Source organism: Moraxella caprae DSM 19149 (assembly GCF_000426885.1).
Lineage (GTDB): Bacteria > Pseudomonadota > Gammaproteobacteria > Pseudomonadales > Moraxellaceae > Moraxella > Moraxella caprae.
Genome location: NZ_AUGF01000007.1, coordinates 19,765 through 44,164, shown reverse-complemented (window position 1 = coordinate 44,164; position 24,400 = coordinate 19,765). Strand labels below are relative to the sequence as shown.

Annotated in this window: 19 protein-coding genes; 8 read left to right on the top strand and 11 right to left on the bottom strand. The window is 45.1% G+C overall.

Annotated features, from left to right (window positions below):
* Nucleotides 1–8 precede the first annotated feature (8 nt).
* Nucleotides 9–365: a 50S ribosomal protein L20 gene (gene rplT, locus K941_RS0102635; protein WP_029102390.1), complete on the top strand. Its 357-nt coding sequence runs from the start codon at nt 9–11 to the stop codon at nt 363–365.
* A gap of 232 nt (nt 366–597) precedes the next feature.
* The gene (gene hemN, locus K941_RS0102625) at nt 598–1,974 is read left to right on the top strand and encodes an oxygen-independent coproporphyrinogen III oxidase (protein ID WP_036387320.1); all 1,377 of its coding nucleotides are present in this window, start codon (nt 598–600) and stop codon (nt 1,972–1,974) included.
* A 54-nt stretch (nt 1,975–2,028) separates the two neighbouring features.
* Here hemN and K941_RS0102620 read toward each other — a convergent pair whose 3' ends face one another.
* Entirely contained in the window at nt 2,029–2,979 is a 951-nt protein-coding gene (locus tag K941_RS0102620; protein ID WP_029102388.1) for a calcium/sodium antiporter, read from the bottom strand.
* A gap of 188 nt (nt 2,980–3,167) precedes the next feature.
* On the opposite strand from K941_RS0102620, the gene K941_RS0102615 reads away from it, so the two are divergent.
* From K941_RS0102615 to K941_RS0102595, 5 genes are all read left to right on the top strand, one after another.
* Nucleotides 3,168–6,407: a helicase-related protein gene (locus tag K941_RS0102615; protein ID WP_029102387.1), complete on the top strand. Its 3,240-nt coding sequence runs from the start codon at nt 3,168–3,170 to the stop codon at nt 6,405–6,407.
* A 6-nt stretch (nt 6,408–6,413) separates the two neighbouring features.
* Entirely contained in the window at nt 6,414–7,079 is a 666-nt protein-coding gene (locus K941_RS0102610) for a DUF4391 domain-containing protein (RefSeq protein ID WP_029102386.1), read from the top strand.
* A 34-nt stretch (nt 7,080–7,113) separates the two neighbouring features.
* Nucleotides 7,114–9,045: an RNA-binding domain-containing protein gene (locus K941_RS14520; protein ID WP_051225820.1), complete on the top strand. Its 1,932-nt coding sequence runs from the start codon at nt 7,114–7,116 to the stop codon at nt 9,043–9,045.
* A 64-nt stretch (nt 9,046–9,109) separates the two neighbouring features.
* Complete coding sequence (locus tag K941_RS0102600; protein WP_029102385.1) at nt 9,110–10,978, top strand: site-specific DNA-methyltransferase; 1,869 nt, start codon at nt 9,110–9,112, stop codon at nt 10,976–10,978.
* Between the two features lie 9 nt (nt 10,979–10,987).
* Complete coding sequence (locus K941_RS0102595) at nt 10,988–14,107, top strand: type III restriction-modification system endonuclease (protein WP_029102384.1); 3,120 nt, start codon at nt 10,988–10,990, stop codon at nt 14,105–14,107.
* A 59-nt stretch (nt 14,108–14,166) separates the two neighbouring features.
* On the opposite strand, the gene fadA is transcribed toward K941_RS0102595, so the two are convergent.
* The 10 genes from fadA to rdgB form a co-directional block, all read right to left on the bottom strand.
* On the bottom strand, nt 14,167–15,339 hold the full coding sequence (gene fadA / locus K941_RS0102590) for an acetyl-CoA C-acyltransferase FadA (RefSeq protein ID WP_029102383.1): 1,173 nt from the start codon (nt 15,337–15,339) through the stop codon (nt 14,167–14,169).
* Nucleotides 15,340–15,364: 25 nt separating this feature from the next.
* Entirely contained in the window at nt 15,365–15,601 is a 237-nt protein-coding gene (locus K941_RS16315; protein WP_051225819.1) for a type II toxin-antitoxin system VapC family toxin, read from the bottom strand.
* Complete coding sequence (locus K941_RS17020) at nt 15,602–15,751, bottom strand: type II toxin-antitoxin system VapC family toxin (RefSeq protein WP_147287544.1); 150 nt, start codon at nt 15,749–15,751, stop codon at nt 15,602–15,604.
* Entirely contained in the window at nt 15,751–15,981 is a 231-nt protein-coding gene (locus tag K941_RS0102580) for a hypothetical protein (protein WP_029102382.1), read from the bottom strand. The genes K941_RS17020 and K941_RS0102580 overlap by 1 nt, the downstream gene beginning before the upstream one ends.
* Complete coding sequence (locus K941_RS14510; protein WP_051225818.1) at nt 15,978–16,241, bottom strand: hypothetical protein; 264 nt, start codon at nt 16,239–16,241, stop codon at nt 15,978–15,980. Before K941_RS14510 ends, K941_RS0102580 begins: the two co-directional genes overlap by 4 nt.
* Nucleotides 16,242–16,255: 14 nt before the next feature.
* A complete protein-coding gene (gene fadB, locus K941_RS0102570) occupies nt 16,256–18,403 on the bottom strand; it encodes a fatty acid oxidation complex subunit alpha FadB (RefSeq protein ID WP_029102381.1) in 2,148 nt (715 codons plus the stop codon).
* A 251-nt stretch (nt 18,404–18,654) separates the two neighbouring features.
* On the bottom strand, nt 18,655–19,938 hold the full coding sequence (gene clpX / locus K941_RS0102565) for an ATP-dependent protease ATP-binding subunit ClpX (RefSeq protein WP_029102380.1): 1,284 nt from the start codon (nt 19,936–19,938) through the stop codon (nt 18,655–18,657).
* Between the two features lie 59 nt (nt 19,939–19,997).
* Complete coding sequence (gene clpP, locus K941_RS0102560; protein WP_029102379.1) at nt 19,998–20,651, bottom strand: ATP-dependent Clp endopeptidase proteolytic subunit ClpP; 654 nt, start codon at nt 20,649–20,651, stop codon at nt 19,998–20,000.
* A gap of 311 nt (nt 20,652–20,962) precedes the next feature.
* Nucleotides 20,963–22,297 carry a trigger factor gene (tig, locus tag K941_RS0102555; protein ID WP_029102378.1) on the bottom strand — a complete coding sequence of 445 codons (1,335 nt, stop codon included), beginning with the start codon at nt 22,295–22,297 and terminating at the stop codon, nt 20,963–20,965.
* Between the two features lie 133 nt (nt 22,298–22,430).
* Entirely contained in the window at nt 22,431–23,066 is a 636-nt protein-coding gene (rdgB, locus tag K941_RS0102550; RefSeq protein ID WP_029102377.1) for an RdgB/HAM1 family non-canonical purine NTP pyrophosphatase, read from the bottom strand.
* A 148-nt stretch (nt 23,067–23,214) separates the two neighbouring features.
* On the opposite strand from rdgB, the gene K941_RS14505 reads away from it, so the two are divergent.
* Nucleotides 23,215–24,396, top strand: a complete 1,182-nt coding sequence (locus K941_RS14505; RefSeq protein ID WP_051225817.1) for a YjgN family protein — start codon at nt 23,215–23,217, stop codon at nt 24,394–24,396.
* The last annotated feature ends 4 nt before the right edge of the window (nt 24,397–24,400 follow it).

The window sequence follows — 24,400 nt, the reverse complement described above, 5'->3', positions numbered from 1 at the left end:
AGAATATAATGGCTCGTGTAAAACGTGGTGTACAGGCTAACCGCCGTCATAAAAAAGTCTTGGCTCGTGCAAAAGGTTACTATGGTGCACGCTCTCGTGTGTATCGTGTTGCCGTGCAAGCGGTAATGAAGGCAGGTCAATATGCATATAGAGACCGCCGTAACAAAAAACGCTCTTTCCGCCGTCTGTGGATTGCTCGTATCAATGCAGGTGCTCGTCTAAATGGTCTGTCATACAGCCGTCTTATCAATGGTCTTAAAAAGGCAAGCATTGAGATTGACCGCCGTATCCTAGCAGACATCGCCATGCATGACGCAGCAGCGTTCACGGCAATCTGCGAAAAAGCAAAATCTGCCCTAGCCTAAGCTAACAGCTTGCTTAAAAACCCCAGAACTTTTGTTTTGGGGTTTTGTTTTTACTTATTGAATAAATTTACCAATCAACCCAAATCCGCACCGATTTGGCATTTTTAAAACAATGGTCTTGTTGGGCGTGCTTTTCATGCCCTTTGGCGACATCAATCCCCAAAAGTATTATTGTCTCGCACCACCCAAACGGTTATAATAGCATTCCAATACCCATTTATTGACAACCGCCATGCACCATTTTAGCCAAGTCAGCTTTGATGAAGCCTTGATTCAAAAATATAACCGTCAAGGCCCTCGTTACACGTCCTATCCGACCGCCTTAGAGTTCGCCCCCATTCTAGACGGTGTGGAGATGAGCATTTTACAGCAAAAAGACCCTGCCGTCCCCCTATCGCTCTACATTCATATCCCTTTTTGCCGTCATCTGTGCTACTACTGTGGCTGTAACAAAATCATCACCAAGAAAAACAGCGACTCGGGCGATTATTTGGACTATCTGTTTAGAGAAATTCGCCATAAAAAATCCCTGCTAAACGGCAATGCAAAAGTCAAACAAGTTCACTTGGGGGGCGGTACACCGACCTTTTTAAGTGATGATGAGCTGACTGTGTTGTGGCGGTTTTTACAAGATGAATTTGACTTTGCTGATGATGGAGACTATTCGGTAGAGATTGACCCACGAGAGCTTAGGCAGACGACTTTGGCGGTCTTACGCTCGCTGGGGGTCAATCGCTTATCATTCGGGGTGCAGGATTTGGACGAGACCGTACAAATCGCCGTGAACCGTGTACAGCCCCACAGCATGGTGCAGACGGTCATGCGTGAAGCCAGAGAATTGGGCTTTGGCTCGATTAATATTGACTTGATTTATGGCTTGCCCCATCAGAGTGTGGCGAGCATGGCGGACACGGTCGCCAAAATCATCGCCCTAGCCCCTGACCGCTTATCGGTGTTTAACTACGCCCATCTGCCCGAACGATTCACCGCCCAACGCCGTATCAAAGATGACGACCTGCCTAGTCCTGCCGACAAGCTCACCATGTTTGGCAACACCATCAAGGCACTCACGGACGCAGGTTATCAGTATATTGGCATTGACCATTTTGCTCGTCCTGATGATGGCATGGCAATCGCCCAACGCCAAGGCAAGCTCCATCGCAACTTTCAAGGCTATGCCATCTTAGGCGAGTGCGACCTGCTCTCGTTTGGGGTGAGCAGTATCAGTCAGATTGGCGAGCATATCCTACAAAACCCCACTGATTTAAAAGAATATCAGGCGCGCATTAATGACGGCACGCTCCCTGCCATCAAGCACATCAAAGCAGATGACAAAGACAAACTTCGCCGTTATGTTATCATGAACTTATTATGCCATGACCGCTTGGACTTTGCTGATGTTGATGAGCGATTTGGCATTGACAGTCGCCGTTATTTTGAGCCAGAGCTGGCAAACCTACACCAAATGGCAGAAGATGGGCTTGTCTTTATCGATGAGGCGGGTGTACAAATCCTACCCAAAGGGCGGATACTGGGGCGTAACGTGGCAATGGTCTTTGATGAATACCTAACCCAAAAGCACAGCGGACGGTTTAGTAAGGTCATCTGACACCCAATAAAAACGACCATCACATGTATGGTCGTTTTTTATACCAAGCATGGTTTAACCACCCACAAACAACCATATCGTATAACCCACAAAGATAGACAACAGCATCGCACCCACACCACGCCCGAGTTTTTGACTGCCACGCACAGCAAACAGGCACAGGACAAACAGCAAGCCCGTTACCCCACCCATGACAATCATATCACGGCTCACCACCTCACGAGCCACCGCCATGGGCATGATGGCAGCAGGAATGCCCACGACCGTTAGAGTGTTAAAGATGTTTGAGCCAATGACGTTACCCAATGCCATCTCGTCTTCGCCCTTGCGTGCGGCGATGATGGATGAGACCAGCTCTGGCAGGCTCGTGCCTATCGCCACAATGGTAAGACCGATGATAAGCTCGGACAGTCCTGCGATTTTGGCAATCTCCACCGCTCCCCACACCACAAGGCGTGAACTTAGCACCAGCACCACCAAGCCCCCGATGAGTTTGGCGAGTGCCATACCCATGCGAAAATCCACCGTGTCAGGCACATCATCACTGGCTGACTTGCCCAGTTTTGCCATATAAATCTGAAATGTCAAAAACACCGCCAACGCCCCAAGGAGGATCGCCCCGTCCAGACGACTCACTTGTCCGTCAAGCAACTGAAAAATCGCCAAAGCGGTAATGCCGATGAGTATCAAAAAGTCGGATTTGACCAAGGATTTTTGGATAAATAAAGGACTGACCAACGCTGTTGCACCCAGTACGAGCGTGATGTTGGTGATGTTTGAGCCGTACGCATTACCCAGTGCCAAACCAGGGGCTCCGTTTAGGGCGGACAACACCGACACGACTATCTCAGGAGCGGACGTGCCGACACCAATCACAAGCATGCCTACCAGCAATTTGGGCATGCCAAATTTTAGGGCGATACTAGATGACCCTTCAATAAAAAACTCGGCACTATACACAAGCAAAGCAATGCCGACAATCATCGCAATAATGGCTAACAACATAGAATAAAAGATAAGAAAAGGGGTGTGTATTTTAGCATGAACACCACGGCAATCTTATGTAATTATTGTGTTTTTTTATTAACATTTTTAGGCTATCGAGCACTGCTCAAAACTCTTTTTGGATACACTTGACATCTACCAACATATCCTTTATTTTAAAGCGAATAGCGATACACCCAAGGCAACACATGACACTCATAGACAATATCAATCATCTGCTTGCTGATGAGATAAAACAACACCTAAACTCAAATACCCAATGCAAGTTTATTGGTGATAGTTTTTCTATTTATGCTTATGAAGCCCTAAAAGAATACTTAAATCAATTGCAAAGTTTTGATTTTATTTTTAGCTCATCCAGTTTTGAGCCGGTCTCTGCCATAGCCCAAGACAAAAAAGAAAAAAGAGAATTTTTTATTCCTAAGCCAACTTATGAGAAAAGTTTATATGGCAGTGAATTTGAAATTCACCTAAAAAACAAACTCAATCAAAAAGCCATTGCCAAAGAGTGTGCTAATTGGATAAGGCAAAAAGCCACTTTTAAGTCCAATATCAGCAATCAATCCATACAAAATTTTTGTATCTTAAAATATGAAAATCATCATTTCTTATACACCCCAATCTCCCAAGGGTTTACGCCTATGGGTCTGGGTTTACAAAAAAGCAATGCATTATCTAATTTTGTCTATGTCATGAATGATGCCAATACTGTCAAACAACATGAAATGGTATTTGACCAGTTATGGTGCGACCCCACAAAAGCACATGATGTCAGCCAAGAAATCGTTCGCCACATAGAGTCAGTTTATCAAGAAAACGACCCACAAAAAATTTATTTTTTGGCATTGTATCATTTGTTTAAGGAATTTTTAGACGACAGCAATGAGGACAATCTACCTAATGATAAAACGGGCTATCAAAATACGCTTATTTGGCAAAAATTGTTTGAATTTCAAAAAGATGCTGTTATCGGTATTATCAATAAGTTAGAAAAGTTCAATGGCTGTATCCTAGCCGATAGCGTGGGTCTGGGCAAGACTTTTAGTGCTTTGGCAGTCATCAAATATTATGAACTTAGAAATAAAAGTGTTTTGGTGCTATGCCCCAAAAAGTTAAGTGATAATTGGACAAGTTATAACACCAATGTCATCACTAATATTTTTGCCAAAGACCGATTTAATTATGATGTTTTGTATCATACCGACCTATCTAGAACATCGGGGCATACTTTGGGTATGGATTTGTCCAAAATAAACTGGGGAAATTATGATTTGGTGGTGATAGATGAGTCGCATAATTTTAGAAATAAAGAATATTTTAAAGACAAAGAGACCCGCTACGACCATTTGATGAATAAAATCATTCGCCAAGGGGTAAAAACCAAGGTGCTGATGTTGTCTGCTACGCCTGTTAATAATAAATTCAACGACCTAAAAAATCAACTTGCCTTAGCTTATGAAGGCGATAGTAGTTTATTAGAAGATAAATTAGACATCAATCAAAGCATAGACACAATATTTAGAAAAGCCCAAACTACCTTTAATGAATGGACAAAGCTACCGCCTGAGTATCGTACAACCGATGCCATTTTAAACAAACTAGAATTGGATTTTTTTAAGCTCTTAGATAGCGTTACCATTGCTCGTTCAAGAAAGCACATTCAAACTTTTTATGACACCAAAGCCATTGGTAAATTCCCCACTCGCCACAAGCCCCTATCTTATCGCTGTGGTATTAGTGTGGATAATAACATTGCCTTAAATGACATTTACACGCTATTAGCCAGCATTAAGATGACGGTCTATGCCCCCATGGGTTATATCTTGCCAAGCAGGTTGGCACAGTATGCTGAACTGTTTGATACCACCACAGGCACAGGCTCTCGCTTTCGCCAAGCTGACCGTGAAAAAAGCCTACAATCTTTGATGACAGTCAATCTCTTAAAACGCCTTGAAAGCTCCGTTCATGCGTTTAGGCTAACCCTAACCAAAATAAAAACGCTCATGAGCGATATTTTGGGGCAGATTGATGATTTTCATAGCAAGCAGATTGGCTCAGGCGAGGTGGCGTTGCCCAATATTGACGATGATGAAGATATGATTGGTGGCGTGCTAAAAATTCGCCTAGATGACATGGATACCCGAAGTTTTGAGCGTGCCTTAAAAGGCGACATGGCAGTGATTGATGAGCTATTGTCTATTATTTGTCATATCAATACCGACAAAGATGCCAAGCTCCAACAACTTATCGCTCATATCACCCACAAAATCCAACACCCTATTAACCCAGACAACAAAAAAGTTATTGTTTTTACCGCCTTTGCTGATACGGCTGATTATCTGTATGAGAGTGTATCAGCTTATCTCTTAACGCATTTTGGTTTGCATACCGCCAAAATTACAGGCACAAACAACCACTCCACTCTTGGCAAAATGCCAAATAGCCAAAAAAGCTATGATTTGCAAGGGTTATTGACGTTGTTTTCGCCGCAATCCAAGCAAAAGGCGGACATCTTTCCCAACGAATCTCGTGTGATTGATATTTTGATAGCCACTGACTGTATCTCAGAAGGTCAGAACTTGCAAGATTGTGATTATCTTATTAACTACGACATTCATTGGAATCCTGTGCGTATCATTCAGCGTTTTGGGCGGATTGACCGTATCGGTTCGCCCAATGATAGCATTCAACTTGTCAATTATTGGCCAGACATCAGCCTTGATGAGTACATCAATCTCAAAGAGCGTGTGGAGAATCGCATGGCGATTGTGGATATGACAAGCACTGGCGATGATGACATTCTAAAACACCAAAGTCATGACATGGCGTACCGCAAAGAGCAACTAAAACGCCTACAAAATGAGGTACTAGACTTAGAAGACGTGGGCGGTGGCGTGTCTATCACGGATTTGGGGCTTAATGATTTTCGCATGGAGCTACTTGCCTATCTGGATAAGCACCCCGCCATAAAACGCCTACCCCACGGACTGCACACCGTGATACCCCATAATGATGAGCATGGGCTAAGTGCAGGTGTTGTTTTTGTGCTAAAACTTAAAAATGCCAAAAAAGAGCTGGGTGGACAAAACCCTTTGTATCCTTACTTTGTCATTTATCTAAATAAAGCAGGTAAGATACTTTATAATCACACCAAAGCAAAACATCTCCTAGATTTGCTCGCTCAGGCGTGTCGTCATGCTGACACGCCCATTACATTAGTGTACGAGCCATTTAATGACCGCACCAAGGACGGACGAGACATGAGCGAGTATTCTGTCTTACTAGACAATGCCATTGCCCATATCCAAGACCGCCAAACCCAAAGCGACATTGACAGTCTGTTTGGCAGTCGCCATACCCAAGCCTTAGAGCATGAGATTTCAGGAATGAACGATTTTGAGCTTATCAACTTTTTTGTCATTGAGTAGCTTATCATGAACATTCGCCACCACTATCCTATCACCACCAAAGTCGGGCAAGTCATCGCCAAAAGCCGATTTTATGAACAAGGCAATGCCAATGCTCGCATACAGCGACTGTTTACCCAAGAGATAGAAAAAATCATTTGGGCAAACAAGCTCTCGCCTGCCACACTAAACATCGATGCAGGCAAAGACGTGGCGGAGATTCAGATTTTTCATCTTATCACACGCACAAACACTCTAAATACCGACATCTTGGCATATATAGACAGGCTGATACCAAGCCCCATCATCTTTGAAAGCCACCACCCAAATGGCAGTATCCACCAAACTGCCACCTACAAACGCCAAAATCTTGCCGACAAAGACAAACTTGTCTTGGACGACTATTACACATCAAAAGATTTGGCAAATGTACCAAGTGCTGATTTGCCGATATTGCCCAATTTAGATGAGCTGTACGCTTATTTTATTCATACACTATTACCCTGCCCAGCACCAACAGGCTCTTTTGCCAGTAATTTACCCCAAAACCTACAAAAAGCACGCCAAACTCACCAGCTACAAAAACAGCTGACCAAACTCACCGCCAAACTTGCCAAAGAAAAACAGTTCAATCGCAAAGTACAAATCAACAGTGAGATACAAGCCATACAAAGACAGCTTAATTTGGTGTAAAATAGCACAATTCACCCAATCATAACTTATCACAATGAACACTCACTATCTTATCAATGACATCATCAATAGCATTGACAGCAACCACTTAGACATACTACAAGAAAGCATAGAAATAGAATGTAAACTTGCCACAGGAAAAGACGGCAGAGGCGGTTTGCCCAGTGCTTTTTGGGAAAGTTACAGTGCTTTTGCCAACACCAATGGCGGTGTGGTTGTGCTTGGTGTCAAAGAAAAAAATGGGCAGTTTGAGGTACAAGGCATTGTCGATGTTGCCAAAGTCAAAAAAGAGCTTTTTGACAATCTAAACAACAAAAAGAAAGTTAGCACCAATCTTTTGAGCGACAGTGATATACACGAATGGCAAATTGATGACAAAACGGTCATGCTAGTAGCCGTCCCCCGAGCCAAACGCACCCAACAACCTGTTCATTTAACCGAAAATCCTTATGGCAACACCTTTATTCGCCAACATGAGGGCGATTATCGGCTAGATGATGACAAAGTAAATCTGCTCATCGCTGAAAAACAATTGGAAAATCGTGATGATGAAGTGTTAGAACATTATACACTTGATGATTTGGATTTAACTTCTGTACAAGACTATCGCCAAATCTATACCAATCTAAACCCCAACTCATCCTTTAACAGCTACGATACCCAAAAGTTTTTGCAACAAATCGGAGCCTATGGCGTCAACCGCTCAAAAAAGATTGGTGGCATTACCAAAGCAGGTCTGTTGATGTTTGGGCAATTGTCTGCCATTCAGGATATTTTCCCCAATTATTTTGTGGATTATAGAGAACATCTGAATGACAACCCCCGTTGGAGCCATCGCCTAGCCCTAGACGGCAACTGGTCAGGCAATCTTTTTGACTTTTATCGCCATGTTGCCTACCGTTTACCGCAAGGGCTAGATGTGCCATTTGCCCTAAAAGACGGCATACGCCAAGATGAAACGCCTGTACATAACGCTCTACGAGAGGCGTTGGTCAACTGTCTCATTCACGCCAATTATGCCGACCGCATGCCTATTTTGGTAGAAAAATACGAACATGAGTTTTGCTTTTCCAACCCTGGCACCATGCGTATTTCTGCCCAGTATGCCCTAGAACATACTGGCAGTAGCGACTGTCGCAACCGAAAATTACAGCAGATGTTCCGCCTTATTAAGGCTTGTGAGCAAGCAGGCACGGGCATTCAAATCATTCACGACAGTTGGGCGGAACAACATTGGCAAAAACCCACCTTTGAAGAAAGACGAGAACCCAATCACCAAACCCTTGTCAAATTAAAAATCGCCAGTCTATACCCCCAAAACATCATTAACGATTTGATGATACAGTTCGGACACACGTTTGACACACTTAACCAAGATGAAAGAGTGGTGCTGGCTACCATAAAAATGGAAACAACCAGCACCAATACACGCCTACAAAAGCTCTTGGGCATACACCCCACAGACATTACCAAACTGCTTAGACAGTTGATACAAAAAAACATGCTCCAAAAGTCAGGTAAAGGGACAGGTACAGTTTATAGGCTAGCAGACACCAACCCTACCGACTTATTTAGCTTATCCGACACACCCTTGGATGCCCCGATTGGCACACCTAACGCCAAAACGGACGGCTCTATCATCACAACCACCAACCCCAACACCGGACTTAACAAGCCCAATGCCGGAGTTAATCCAACAGACATACTACCGACGCCACTAAACGTCAAGCAACAAACACAGGAACAAATACTGTCTTTGTGTGCAGAACAGCCCTTATCATCTGCCCAAATTGCACATTTTTTACAAAAAAACAAAGACGGCATTAGAAATCGCTACATCTCTGAGCTTGTAAAGCGTGGGTTTTTGGCATTTAGCTTTCCAGAAAGCCCAAACAGCAAAAAACAAACCTACTTCACCACCGAACAAGGCAAACTTTTCTTAGCACAACATGATAAGTACATGTAATAAGTACATGTAATAAGTACATGTAATAAGTACATGTAATAAGTACCAACCCCAAGGATTTCCCATGACCCTAAAACTCCACTCTCCCGACCTAACCTGCCAAAACATCGCCAAAATCGCCGAGCTGTTTCCAAACGTGCTCACCGAACACACAGACGAACACGGCAACACCGCCCCTGCCATTGACTTTGAGCTACTTCGCCAAGAGCTGTCATCGTCCATCGTGGAGGGCAGTCAAGAACGCTACCGTCTAGATTGGGTGGGCAAACGTGAGGCAATACTCACCGCTAACCGCCCCATTTACAAGACCTTACGACCATACAAAGATGAGAGCGTGCAGTTTGACACCACCCAAAATCTTTTTATAGAGGGCGACAACCTAGACGCCCTAAAACTGCTCCAAGACACCTACCTTGGGGCGGTTAAGATGATATACATTGACCCGCCTTATAACACCGGCAACGACTTTATCTATAATGACGACTTTGCCACCGACAGCGAGGACTACCTTGCCAAATCCGAGCAATATGACGACATCGGCAACCGCCTAACCATCAACACCGAAAGCAATGGACGCTTTCACTCCGACTGGCTGTCTATGATGTATGCACGGCTAAAACTTGCCAGAAATCTTTTGGCAGATGACGGTGTGATTTTTATCAGTATTGATGACAATGAACAGGCAAATTTAAAACGCTTATGTGATGAAGTGTTTGGGGCGGATAATTTTGTTGCTAGTATTTTAAGAAAAGGAAGTGGAGGCAGGCAGGATAGTTCACATCTGGCAATTACTCATGAATTTATTCTAATGATTGCCAAAGATGTTAGACATCTTAAAGTTGGTAAGGATATTCAAGAACTTTCGGGCTTTAACAAAGTAGATGAGCAAGGGCGTGAGTACAAGACACAGCTATTAAGAAAATGGGGAGAAAATAGCAAACGTTCAGATAGACCTAATTTATTTTATGCAATTACAGCTCCCGATGGGTCAGATGTATATCCAATGTTAACAGCCAATGAAGAAGGTTGTTGGCGTTGGGGGAAATCAACAATGCAAGAAGCTATCAATAGCAATAAAGTTGAATTTGTTAAAAAGGATAGCAATGAGTGGATTGCTTATGAAAAAGTCTACAAAGATGAGGCTAGCGGACTAAAACTTTTTTCCACTTGGCTTGAAGACATAAAAAATGATACAGGTGCACGATTAGTAAAGTCTCTTTTTGATAATCAAAAATTATTTGACTACCCAAAACCCGTTGATTTGATTGAGCGTTTAATAAGAATATCTTCACAGGACAAAAACGCCCTAATCCTAGACTTTTTTGCAGGATCTGCCACGACCGCCCATGCGGTTATGCAACTTAATGCCGAGGACGGAGGCAATCGCAAATTTATCATGGTGCAACTGCCCGAGCCTACCGATGTCAAATCAGAGGCTCATAAGGCAGGGTTTGCCACCATTGCCGAGATTAGCAAAGAACGTATCCGCCGAGCAGGAGCAAAAATCAGCACCGACCACCCCCATGTGGATACAGGCTTTCGTGTCCTAAAAATAGACAGCTCCAACATGAAAGACGTGTATTACCAGCCCCATGCCCTAACTCAGGCGGATTTGGTTGAGATGACAAGCCACATCAAGGACGACCGCACGGACGAGGATTTGTTGTTTCAAGTCATGTTAGATTTTGGCGTGCCGTTGTCGCTACCGATTGACTGTCGCACCATAGACGGACAGAGCGTGTATTTTGTGGCAGGCAATTCGCTTGTGGCGTGCTTTGACGGACTTAGCACCACTATCGTTGATGAAGTTGCCAAAGTCGCTGCACTGCGTTTTGTGTCATCGGAGCGTGCCATCACCTACGACCAAGACAAAACCAACATCAAAGAGCGGTTTGGGCAGTTGTCAGCACAGACGGACGTGAGATTTATTTAGGAGAGCAAGATGAAAATCCGTTTTAATGCCTTGCCTTATCAGCACAAGGCGGTTAGTGCTGTGAGTGATTGCTTTGTCGGACAGCCATATCAGTCGGGGCTGTCATACCGCCGTGATGTGGGTATGCAGGGCGTAGGACAAGGGCAACTGTTTGGGGCAACCCAAGGCAGTTTTGATGAGATAGACGAGACGGGCTTTGCCAATGCTCCCTTGGCTGACTCATGCCACATTCTCGCCAATATCCAAGCCGTTCAGCGTACACAAAACCTACCCCTATCTGACGAGCTTATCAATAGTGACAAAGAAAAAGGCAAACCTGCCAATCTGACAGGGGCGATGATAAACCTTGATGTGGAAATGGAGACAGGCACAGGCAAGACGTATTGCTATATTCGTACGATGTTTGAGCTAAATGCCCGCTATGGTTGGGGCAAATTTATCATCGTGGTGCCAAGCATTGCCATTCGTGAGGGCGTGTACAAGACGTTGCAGATGACGGCAGAGCATTTTTATGAAGAGTATCACAAAAAGATACGCTTTTTTATTTATGACTCAAAAAACTTACACCAATTAGATACGTTTAGTGCCACCAACGAGATAAGCGTCATGGTCATCAACGTGCAAGCCTTTAACGCCACAGGCAAAGACAACAGACGGATTTATGATGAGCTTGATGACTTTGGTTCTCGCCGTCCCATTGATGTCATCGCCAAAAACCGTCCCATTCTTATCCTAGACGAACCGCAAAAAATGCAAGCTGACAAGACGTTGTCATCGCTTGCTAATTTCAAGCCTTTGTTTATCCTGCGATACTCCGCCACCCACAAAAAACAGTACAACCTTGTGCATAGACTGGACGCTTTGGATGCTTATAATGGGCGACTTGTCAAAAAAATCACGGTCAAAGGCATAGAAGTCAAAGGACTGTCAGGGGTCAATGGCTACTTGTACTTACAGCGTATCAACATCTCAACATCCGCCCCCACCGCCCAGCTTGAACTTGAAATCAAATCTGCCACAGGGTTTAGGCGAGCCGTCCGCAAAGTGGGTAAGGGCGATGATTTGTACACGCTATCAGGCGAGTCTGAGCAGTACCGTGGCTACATCGTCTCGGAGATAGATGCACGGATTGGCGTGATTGAGTTTGCCAATGGCGTGTCGGTTGCCCTTGGGCAGGCGGTGGGCGATGTGGGCGAGACCACGTTGCGTACCATTCAGATTCGTGAGTGTATTTTGGCTCATTTAGAAAAAGAGGCGTTGCTGTATCGCCAAGGCATTAAGGTGCTAAGTCTGTTTTTTATTGATGAAGTCGCCAAATACCGCTTGTATGATGAAAATAATCAATCAGTAGCAGGCGAATATGCCAAGATTTTTGAGCAAGAATACGACAAGGCGGTAGAGGCGTATTTAGATTTGAATTTACAAAACGACCCTTATCAGGAATATTTGCGTGGTATCGCCACAAGCCAAACGCACAACGGCTATTTTAGCGTGGACAAAAAGTCCAAACGACTGACCGACCCCCAAATCAAAAAATCAGAGGAATATACTTCCGATGATAAGGATGCTTATGAGCTGATTTTAAAAGACAAAGAGCGTCTGCTGTCCTTTGATGAGCCGACCCGTTTTATTTTTAGCCATTCTGCCTTACGTGAGGGCTGGGACAATCCCAATGTGTTTGTCATCTGCACCCTAAAACACTCCGACAACACCATATCCAGACGACAAGAGGTGGGGCGTGGACTGCGTTTGGCAGTCAATAAAGACGGCGTGCGTATGGACAGCAATTTTTTTGGTGGTTTATCGGACGTTCACAAAATCAATAACTTAACAGTCGTAACCAACGAAAGCTATACCGACTTTGCCAAAAATTTGCAAAGCGAGATTCGCCAAAGCCTGACATCAAGAACAAGCCAAGCCACGCCAGAATTTTTTAAGGGCAAAGTGCTAAGGGTTCATGGGCAACAGCACATCATCAGCGAGACCGAGGCAAAGCAGATTCATAAGTATCTGTCAAAGCATGATTTTATTGATGACAACGACTATCTATTGCCAAGTTATCAAGACGCCAAAAGTGCAGGGGAATTACCTGCGTTACCTGAGAATTTGGCGGACAAGGCACAGGCGGTATTTGGGCTGATTGACAGCGTGCTTGATGCGTCCGCTTTGGATAATATGATTGACAACAGCGATGCTAAAATCACAAATCCCAGCAATGCCAACCTTGCTAAGCAAGAATTTTTGGCGTTGTGGCAGACCATCAACCAAAAAGCCACATTTCAAATTCGCCTAGACAGCGACAAACTTATCCACCAAAGCATACGAGCGATAGAAACTGAGAACAGAACGCTTGGCAATCAGTTTGTACCAAAACTAAGCTATACCATCGCCCAAAGCAGTCAAAAGGATTCTTTGTCTTTGTCCGACTTAGACAGCAGCCAAGCCTTTGACAATGCCACCACCAAACGAGTGCGTGCCGATATTGCCATGACGACCACACTACGCTACGACCTTGTGGGCGATGTCGCCAAAAAGACCAATCTAACTCGCAAAACAGTGGTGGAGATTTTGCAAGGCATATCGCCTGTGGTGTTTTTGCAGTACAAATACAATCCCGAGAGCTTTATCAATAAAGTCAGTCAGCTTATCAATGACACCCAAGCGGTCATGCTCGTGCAGAATCTTAGTTATCATCTGCTGGACAAACGCCACAAGACCAATGAGATTTTTATGGCAAATACACCAATCAACAAAGACAGTTTTTTGGCAACCAAGCACGTCTTGGACTATGTGCCTACTGATTCTGAAATTGAACAAAAATTCGCCAAAGCCTTAGACGGTGCGGACGAAGTAGCGGTTTATGCCAAATTGCCCGACAAATTTCAAATTCCCACGCCCTTTGGTGGCTACAATCCTGATTGGGCGATTGCGTTTCGTCATGGGGCGGTACGCCATGTGTATTTTGTTGCCGAAACCAAAGGCTCGCATAAAGAGGGTAGTCTAAGAACGGACGAAAAGCACAAAATTGACAGTGCCAGACGTTTTTTTGAGACACTAAACGAGCAAGGCGGTCAGGTCAAATATGACGTGGTGGATAGCTTTGAAAGGCTCATGCAAATCGTTGGCTAAAACAAAACCGAATGGCGATTTTCCATTCGGTTTTTTATCGGCTCGGTTGTGGCGATCAATCACACCCTCTCAATCACAGTCGCAATCCCCTGCCCTAGTCCGATACACATGGTGGCAAGTCCGATTTGGGTGTCTTGTTGCTCCATGACGTTCAAAAGCGTGGTGGTAATTCTTGCCCCCGAACAGCCTAAGGGGTGTCCTAGGGCAATCGCCCCGCCATTGTGATTGACAATGTCTTGCTTGTCATACAGCCCCAAGCCTTTGAGTACCGACAAGCCTTGGGCGGCGAATGCTTCGTTTAGCTCCACCGTTTGAATGTCGCCGATAGACAGCCCTGCTCGTTTTAGCGCCTTTTGCGTGGCAGGGACAGGACCATAACCCATAATCGCCGCATCGCACCCTGCCACCGCCATGGCGCGGATGACCGCTCGTGGGGCTAGCCCAAGCTCCTTGGCCTTGCCTGCCGACATGATAAGCATGGCGGACGCACCGTCTGATAGGGCGGACGATGAACCTGCCGTTACCGTGCCGTTTATAGGGTCAAATACGGGTCTGAGTTTTTGTAGACTCTCTAAATTAGCATCAAAACGAATGACTTCGTCCACCGTGCATAGTTGCAAATTGCCCTGCTCATCATGCCCTTCCACGCCCACGATTTCTTTATCAAACCGTCCTTCTTGGGTGGCTTTGGTTGCCTTGACATGTGAGCCTAGGGCAAATTCGTCCTGCTCGGCTCGTGTAATGTCATTCATACGCCCAAGCATCTCAGCAGTTAGCCCCATCATGTTGGACGCTTTTGCGATGTGCTTTGAGCTACTGGGGTTGATGTCCACACCGTGCATCATGGCAACGTGCCCCATATGTTCCACGCCCCCGATGATAAAAATGTCGCCTTGATGGGTCATGATTTGGGCGGCGGCGGTGTGTAGGGCTTGCATGGACGAACCACATAGGCGGTTTACCGTTTGTCCTGCGACGTGCTTTGGAATGCCTGCCAATAGGCTTGCGTGGCGAGCGATGTTCCAGCCTTGCTCCAAGGTTTGATTGACACAGCCCCAGATTACGTCCTCGATGTCATTGGGGTCAAAATCATTTCGCTTGATTAAGGCTTTCATCAGCTCTGCCGATAGGGTCTCGGCTCGCACATTGCGGAACATACCGTTTTTGGATTTGCCCATGGCGGTACGTACGCCGTCTATAATCACTACGTCTGTTGGAGATAGGGTTGTCATGGTTTTTTCCTTAAAAAGTTTTAGTTTAGAAAATACATTTCACATCGTATTTAACAATATTTTCATCAACCGTTATAAAAGTTAATTGATGGCTCATTGCTTGGGAAATAAGCAATCTGTCAAAAGGGTCTTTGTGATGAAAAGGCAATCGTTGCAATCCCAAAATATCACGCTCTTTAATTGGCAAAATTTTATAAAGATTATTTTCTTTAATAAAATCAATGGCTTGTTTTAAAGGCGTATTGAGCTGTAATTTGCCCAATTATGTTTTGATTTGCAATTCCCACAAAGTTACCATACTCAAATAAATGGTATGATTGGGATTATCCAAAATTGACTTGGCAATCAGGCTTAATTTCTCAGGCTCATTATCCGCCCAAATATAAATATGGGTATCAATTAAATAAGCCATTACGCCTTCTCGCCAAACCAAAATTCATCGCCCAACTCATCATCAAAATCATCGCTGACATACGCCACCCCCAAACTGTCTGCCCCAAGCCGGCTTATTTTGGGCTTACTGTCGCTGTCACTTGCCAATAAAAACTGGGCAATGCTCGCTCGCTTTTGCAAATCCAAACTTGCCATTATCGGCAATACCGCACGCACTTCTTGGGGTAGATTTGGGGGTAGGTCTATCATATCGCCTCCTTTTTGACAAAATGGGTAAAGTCAGACCATTGGGAAATTTTAAAGGCTTTAATGTCGGTGATTACATTGGCAAATTCTTTGTTTCTGTTAAGTTTTACCATTAACTTGGACAAAGTTTCCAAATTCTCATTTTGATTAACATAAAAACACGCCGACACGCTTTTTTCAAAGCCAAATTGAGTAAACAATTCGTCCACTTCTTTTAATAGCGTTTCGTCATTGTTGGTTAAGTTAAAAATCACACCGTACATTTTTCGCCCCGAAATCAATAAAAACTCTCGCCACGCTCTGCCATGTCTCGCAAGAGTTGCGGAGCTTCATACGCCTTGCCCAGATGAGCGTATTTATCGCACAAGGCGACAAATTCTTTTACGCCCACTTGGTCAATGTAGCGACACGGACCACCACGAAACGGCGGGAAACCAAGCCCCATGAGCATCGCCATGTCTGCCTCGCCTGCACTTGCCACGATATTATCTTCTAGGCAACGTACCGTCTCGGTACAAAACGCCACCATTAAGCGGTCAATGATTTCTTGCTCGTCAAAATCGGCATTACCGTCTTGCACCGCCTTTAACAGCTCATAAGTGGTCGTATCCACGCTCTTTTTGGGCTTGCCTTTTTTGTCAAGCTCATAGTTATAAAAGCCTGCACCATTTTTTTGACCTAGACGGTTATTTTCAAACATGACAGTCGTGGCACTCTTATAATCAGGCTTCATACGCTTAGGAAATGCCTCCGCCATAACGCTACTTGCGTGAACGCCTGTATCAATGCCCACGACGTCAAGCAGATAGGCAGGTCCCATAGGCCAGCCGAATTTTTCCATGACTTTATCAATCTTGACAAAATCCGCCCCGTGTTTGATGAGTAAATCAAACGCCCCAAAATAAGGGAACAGCACACGGTTCACCAAAAATCCTGCACAGTCATTCACCACAATTGGCGTTTTGCCCATTTTTTGAGCAAGGGCAACCGTGGTCGCCACCGCTTCATCGCTTGTCTGCTCGCCACGGATAATCTCCACAAGGGGCATACGATGAACAGGGTTAAAAAAGTGCATACCCACAAAGTTTTCTGGGCGTTTTAGCGACTTGGCAAGCTCGGTAATGCTAATCGTGGACGTGTTGGAGGCAAGGATAGCCGTGTCTTTAATCAGGCTTTCGGTCTCGGCAAGCACCGCTTTTTTGACTTTTTCGTTCTCCACCACCGCTTCAATGACGATGTCAGGGCTAGCAAAATCGCCATAGTTTAGGGTTGGGCGAATTTTGGATAGGGTTTCGCCCATTTTGGCACTATTGATTTTGCCACGTTCTACTTCTTTGCTAAGGAGCTTGCTCGCTTCATTCATGCCTAGGTCAAGTTGCTCGGATTTGATGTCTTTCATAATGATAGGCAAGCCCTTGACTGCCGACTGATAAGCGATACCACCGCCCATAATCCCTGCCCCAAGCACCGCCATTTCATTGATGTCATGGGCGGTTTTGGATTGGTCTTTAGCACGTTTTTTGACAAGCTGGTCGTTTAGGAATACACCGACAAGAGCAGCCGCTTGTGGGGTTTTGGCGGATTTGGCAAAATTAGTCGCTTCAATCTTAATCGCTTCATCACGCCCCAAATTAACGTGGTTTTCTATCGCATCTAGGGCAAGGGCAACGGCAGGATAATGCTTGGGATTGGCTTTGGCAAAAATCACACCTTTGGCAGAGTTAAACGCCATTGCCTGCTCGGTTTGGTTAAGTTTAACAGGTTCTAACTTTTCGGCACGTTTGGCTTGCCAGTCAAGCTCGCCATTTATGCACTTTTTGACCAAATCCAGAGCCGACTGCTCCACACTCTCGTTCGCCACGACAGCGTCCACCAAACCCACTTTTAGGGCATCGTTAGGTTTTAGGGGGTTGCCTGTGGCGATGAGTTCTAGGGCGTTGTCAATGCCGATAATGCGTGGCGTACGCACACTACCACCAAAGCCAGGGAAAATACCGAGTTTGGTCTCAGGCAAGCCAATCTGAGCCGATTGCCCCATGACACGGTACTCACACACAAGGGTCATCTCGCACCCACCGCCCAACGCTGCGCCATTGATAGCCGACACCTTAGGAAATGGTAAATCTTCAAAACGGTTAAACACACTGTTAATGTCAAGTAGCCAATTTTCCAATTCCTCTTGGGGTTTTTTAAAATAACCGACAAACTCGGTAATGTCCGCCCCTGCGATAAAAACCTTTTTGCCTGACGTTACAATCAAGCCCTTGATGCTCGTGTCCTGCTCCAAGGCGGTTACGGCTTCTTTGAACTCAGCATTGGTGGCTTGGTCAAATTTATTGACCGATTCGGCTTCATTATTAAAATGAAATTTGACAATGTCGCCATCTAGTCGGCTGACTTGTATGGATTTTCCACTATAAATCATGATTACTCCTGTTATGTCCCCCAATGGGGTTTGGTTAAATATCACTCATGATACGACCGATACAGGCAAAACAACAAATCACATTTGTCATCTCCATCTCGCCCACAGTCCATCACTGGCAGTGCGTACTTACTATATCACAATCATTTGGGCAAAATCATGACCATTTTGTAACATTGACTTGTTGGTCATTTTCCAATAAATTTTCAACAAAAAAGCGAACCATCGTCCGCTTTTTTGTTTCATGCACCTTATTTAATCACAGGTTCTTTGCCGTCTTCTATCACCGCACGAGTTACCACCACTTCTTTGGCACCCTCCATGCTCGGAAGTTCGTACATGGTGTCAAGCAGGGCATTTTCGATGATAGAACGCAGACCCCTCGCCCCTGTCTTACGCTTCATCGCCTGCTTGGCGACTGCCGTCAAGGCTTCATCTTCAAAGGTCAGCTTCGCCCCTTCCATGTCAAATAAGTATTCGTACTGTTTGGTCAAGGCGTTTTTGGGTTCGGTGAGAATTTGGATAAGGGCTTCTTCATCAAGCTCATCTAATGTGGCGATCACAGGCAGACGTCCGATAAGCTCAGGAATAAGACCAAACTTAATCAAGTCCTCAGGCTCGACTTCTTTAAACAATTCGCTGATTTTGGTCTCTTCTTGGGCTTTGACGTCGGCATTAAAGCCAATGCCCGTCTTCTCCGTGCGTTGCTGGATGATACGGTCAAGCCCTGCAAACGCCCCACCGACAATCATCAAGATGTTACTGGTATCCACCTGAATCATCTCTTGATTGGGATGCTTACGTCCACCTTGGGGCGGAATGTTGGCAACCGTCCCTTCGATGAGTTTTAACAGAGCCTGCTGAACGCCCTCGCCCGAGACGTCCCGAGTGATAGAGACGTTCTCGCCTTTTTTGCTGATTTTGTCAATCTCATCAATGTAGATAATCCCACGCTGGGTGCGTTCCACGTCATAGTCGGCAGATTGGAGCAGTTTTTGAACGATGTTCTCCACGTCCTCGCCCACATAGCCTGCTTCGGTGAGCGTGGTCGCGTCCGCCATGGCAAATGGCACATCTAGCATCTTAGCAAGGGTCTGAGCAAGTAGGGTTTTGCCCGAACCTGTGGGGCCGATGAGCAGGATGTTACTTTTGGCAAGCTCCACGGGCGAGATTTTGTTATCGGCACGCACTTTTAGGCGTTTGTAGTGGTTATAGACCGCCACGGACAACGCTTTTTTGGCGGTGTCTTGACCGATGACGTATTCATCTAGATGTTCACGAATCTCTTTGGGCTTGGGTAGCACCGCACTCGCCCAGTCTTTATCATCGGTTTTGGCTTTTTTGGCTTTGGCATGGCTTGGCTTTTTGCCTTGCTCGTTTTTGGTGTCCAAATCCATACCGCCCAACATGTCGCCACACAGCTCCACGCACTCGTTACAGATGTTGGTATTCTCATCAATGCCGGCAATGAGCTTTTTGACTTCATCTTTTTTCTTGCCACAAAAGGCACAGCACGGCTCTTTGGTCTTAGTCATCAGTTTTCCTTTTACACATCTTTGCTAGGCAGGATAAGCCTGCCGTTATCGGTCATTTGCTACACAGGTCGTTTTTCAAGCACGGCATCCACCAAACCATACTCTTTGGCTTCAAAGGCATCTAACCAATAATCACGCTCAACATCTCGCTCGACTTTTTCAAGTGGCTGACCGGTACGCTCGGCAAGAATGGCATTTAGGCGTTCACGGATTTTTAGGATTTGTTTGGCACTAATCTCAATGTCGGTCGCCTGACCCTGAGCCCCGCCCGATGGCTGATGAATCATCACACGGCTATTTGCAAGGGCATAACGCTTACCCTTGGCACCCGCCGCCAACAGGAACGACCCCATACTACACGCCTGCCCCAGACAGATGGTAGAAACGTCAGGCTTGATAAAGTTCATGGTATCAAACATCGCCATGCCTGCCGTTACCACGCCACCGGGGGAGTTGATGTATAGATGAATGTCTTTTTCAGGGTTGTCCGCTTCCAAAAATAGCAGTTGGGCAACAATCAAATTTGCCATGTGGTCTTCGACTTGACCAGTCAAAAAAATCACACGCTCACGCAAAAGACGTGAAAAAATATCAAACGAACGCTCGCCACGACCTGACTGCTCAATTACCACAGGCACAAGAGCAGACTGTGGGGCAGTGTGAAAGGTGTCGGCGAGTTGGTCATAAAAAGGGTTTTTGCGAAAATCACTCATACAATATCCTGTTAAGTCTTGGGCGTGCCTGCCCTTTATAGCACAATTTAAAATTTAGAAATATTTTAGAAATAAACTATCTGTTTTTGCATGAAAAATGGCTAAATCTTGTTTTTCATAATAAAAGCTCGTTTGATAGAACGACTATCAAACTTTACTTTTTCCTTGAAAAACAGGCGATTTCCCCTATTTTTCATTGCAAATACAAAGGCAGGCACGCCCTTAAAAGTTCAAATGAAATCAAGCTATTTTACCACAAAATAAAAATACCCCAACACTTTTTGTTAGGGTATTTGTGTCATTTTGGCAAATTACATTTGGGCTTGCTGAGCTGCCGCCAATAGGTCTTGGTATTTGACTTCTTTGTCGGTCACTTTACCTTGTGATAGGATGTATTCCACCACTTGATCTTCTAGTACGACCGCTTCGATACCAGCACGCTCTTGTTTGTCGTTGGTGTAGTATTCGATGACCTCGGCAGGGTCTTCGTAGTTTTCGGCAGCCTCGCTGATAAAGGCAGTCACACGCTCTTGGTCAACTTCTAGCTTTTGCTTGTCGATGATTTGACCCACGAGCACACCCAGACGTACCGCACGCAACGCTTGGTCTTCAAACAGCTCATCAGGTAGCATGTTTTTGTCAAAGGTATTTGGGTTGGCACCAAACTGCTGGGCAAAACGTTGTAGCATCAGGTTACGCTGACGGTCAATCTCCCCAGCCAGCATGGCATTTGGCACGTCAAATTCGTTTTTCTCAACCAACGCGTCAAAGGTAGCTTGCTTGACTTGGTTGCGAGCGGCACTCTTAATCTCACGCTCCATGTTTTTACGAACATCCGCTTTTAGCTTATCAAGACCACCTTCACTCACACCGAACAGCTCAAAGAATTCATCGTTTAGCTCAGGTAGTTTGGCTTCTTTGACTTCTTTAACAGTGATTTTAAAGTCCGCTTCTTTACCTTTTAGGTTCTCGGCTTGATAATCTTCTGGGAAAGTTACCTTGATGGTTTTCTCTTCGCCCGCTTTCATGCCCTTCATGCCATCTTCAAAACCTGGAATCATCTGACCTGAACCGATGATAAGACGATAGTTCTCAGCACTGCCACCTTCGAACTTCTCACCATCGATTGAGCCTTCAAAATCAAAGGTCGCTTCATCACCGTCTGCCAACTCGCCATCTTTGGTTTCAAAGGTTTGGCGTTGTTTTTGTAGGTTTTCAATCATGATGTCCACATCTTCATCAGACACGGTGGCAACTTGACGCTCCACTTCAATCTCGCTAAGACCTTTAACTTCCACTTCTGGCATGGTCTCAACAGACGCTTGGTACACCAAAAAGTCGTTTTCTAGCTTAACATCATCAATGCTAGGCACGCCCACGGCACGCACTTTTTTGTCAGCCAATACTTCAAAAACGGTGTCACGAATGACATCATTGATGACTTCTTGCTGAATGCCAGCACCATACTGAGCACGGATGTGGCTCACAGGCACTTTACCTTTACGAAAGCCATCAATCTTGGCAGTTTTGGCAAGGCTACGAATACGGCTTTCCACTTTGCTCTGGATGGTACCAACAGGTACTTTAACGGTCAGTTGGGTTTCTTTGTCTGAGATGACATTTACAGCAACGTCTAAGTTACTCATGGGGAATCTACCTTAAAATTTGTTAAAATTCAATCACTTACTTAGTGAAATTCTCAAAAATCTGGGTAAGCATTTTATAAAAACGCCCACAAAAATCCTAAAAGATGGGTAGTATAGCTTTTTTTTGGCAAAATTACAACCTATCAAATTCGCCCTGCTTTAAATGGGCGATGAGCTTATCTAGGGCTTGCCCTCGATGACTGATTGCATTTTTTTCGCTCTTTTGTAGTTGTGCCGAAGTTTTATTAAACTCTGGTAGCCAAAATAAGGGGTCATAACCAAAGCCATGCTCGCCCATAGGCTCTTTTAAAATCTGCCCACGCCACAATCCTTGAGCAATCATCGGCAACGGGTCATCGGCATGGCGAACAAGTGCCAACACACAGACAAAAAACGCCTCCACCATTTCGCCTTTTTCAAAAAAGGGCTGTAATTTGGCAAGTAGTGTTTGATTATTCGCCCCATCATCGCCTTTTTCGCCCACGCCATTTAAACTGGCATAGCGAGCCGAATAAATGCCGGGGAAATTGCCAAGCACAGGCACGCACAGTCCGCTATCGTCCGCCAACGCAGGCAGTCCGCTTGCAGAACTGGCATGACGTGCCTTAATGATGGCGTTTTCGACAAAAGACAGTCCTGACTCATCAGCGTCCGCAATGCCGAGCTTGCCTTGGGGGATAATGCTAATGCCTAGATTTGCCTTGTCAAATAGGAATTGAAATTCAGCAAGTTTGCCTTGGTTGTTGCTTGCTAGGATAAGTTTTTTCATAAAAATTAAGCCTGAGTTTAGATGTCTTATTTTATCATAAAATCAATAAAATTAATCAAATCTTAACTTTTGTATTTTTGGTTTGATTTTGGTATAATTTGTGTACAAAAAACAAGAGCCATTCTCAAATCAAGCATAAGGACATTGTATGTCAATCCCCAAAGACGACCAAAATACCTTCAACACCTACGACACCCTACCCCCTACCAATTATGACACACCCACACCCCCTGTCCTGCCCGATGAGCCGTATCAATACGACTTTTATTTTTATGGAACAGGGACGGAGTATTTTAAGATTTGGATTGTCAATTTACTGCTCACGATTATCACGTTTGGGATTTATTCGCCGTGGGCAAAGGTTCGCCGTCTGCGGTATTTTTATGGCAACACCGAGCTAAACGATGAGCCATTTGACTTTACCGCTAACCCCAAGCGGATTTTGCTTGGGCGACTCATCGCTCTTGGGGTGTATGTTGTCATCAGCGTCTTGGGACAATTCTCGCCCATAGTGGCAGCGGCGGGCGGTCTTTTAATCATAGCTTTGTTTCCGTGGCTTGTGCGTTCTACGTTACGCTTTCGGGCAAGAAACAGCCAATACAAAAACGTCCGCTTTGCCTTTGTGGGCAGTCTGCTTGCCGCTTATGTGTTGTTTGGCTTGGTTATTTTTGCCAATCTGCTTATCACTGGGGCGGTGTATTTGAGCATAAGTTTGGACGTGTCTGATGTGATTGATATGATGATAATCATGATTGGCTTTGCTCTGCTTGCTCCATTTGCGTGGCGACTGTTTAAGAGTTATCAGTTTAACAACACCCAATTTGGCGAGATGGCATTTGAGTGGCACGCCAGTATGTTTGATGTGTACAAGGCGGTGTTGATACCGATTGGGATTGCCATCCTTGTCTCTATTGGTGGTATGGTCATGATAGGTCTTGGGGCAGTGATTGGGTCGGATTTTGGTGTGGGAGTTGCAGTGCTTGCCGTGATTGGCATGTACCTTATGATGCTACTTATCGTACCGCTCACCCAAGCCTGTCTGCACAAGGTCGTGTGGGGCAATTTGACCATTGGCGAGAGTGAGTTTGTGCTAAATGAGTTTAGCATTTTTAGATTTGCTTTTATTCAATTTACCAACTTCTTGCTGATTGGCTTGACACTTGGGCTATTTACCCCGTGGGCGGCAGTGCGACTTCATCGCTATAAGACCGAGACGCTGTCTTTGGTAAGTTATGAGAATTTTGATGAGATTATCACACCCCAAATGGTAGAAGAATCCGCTTTGGGCGAAGAGATTGCCGATGTGTTTGACATTGACGTGTCATGGTAGGTTG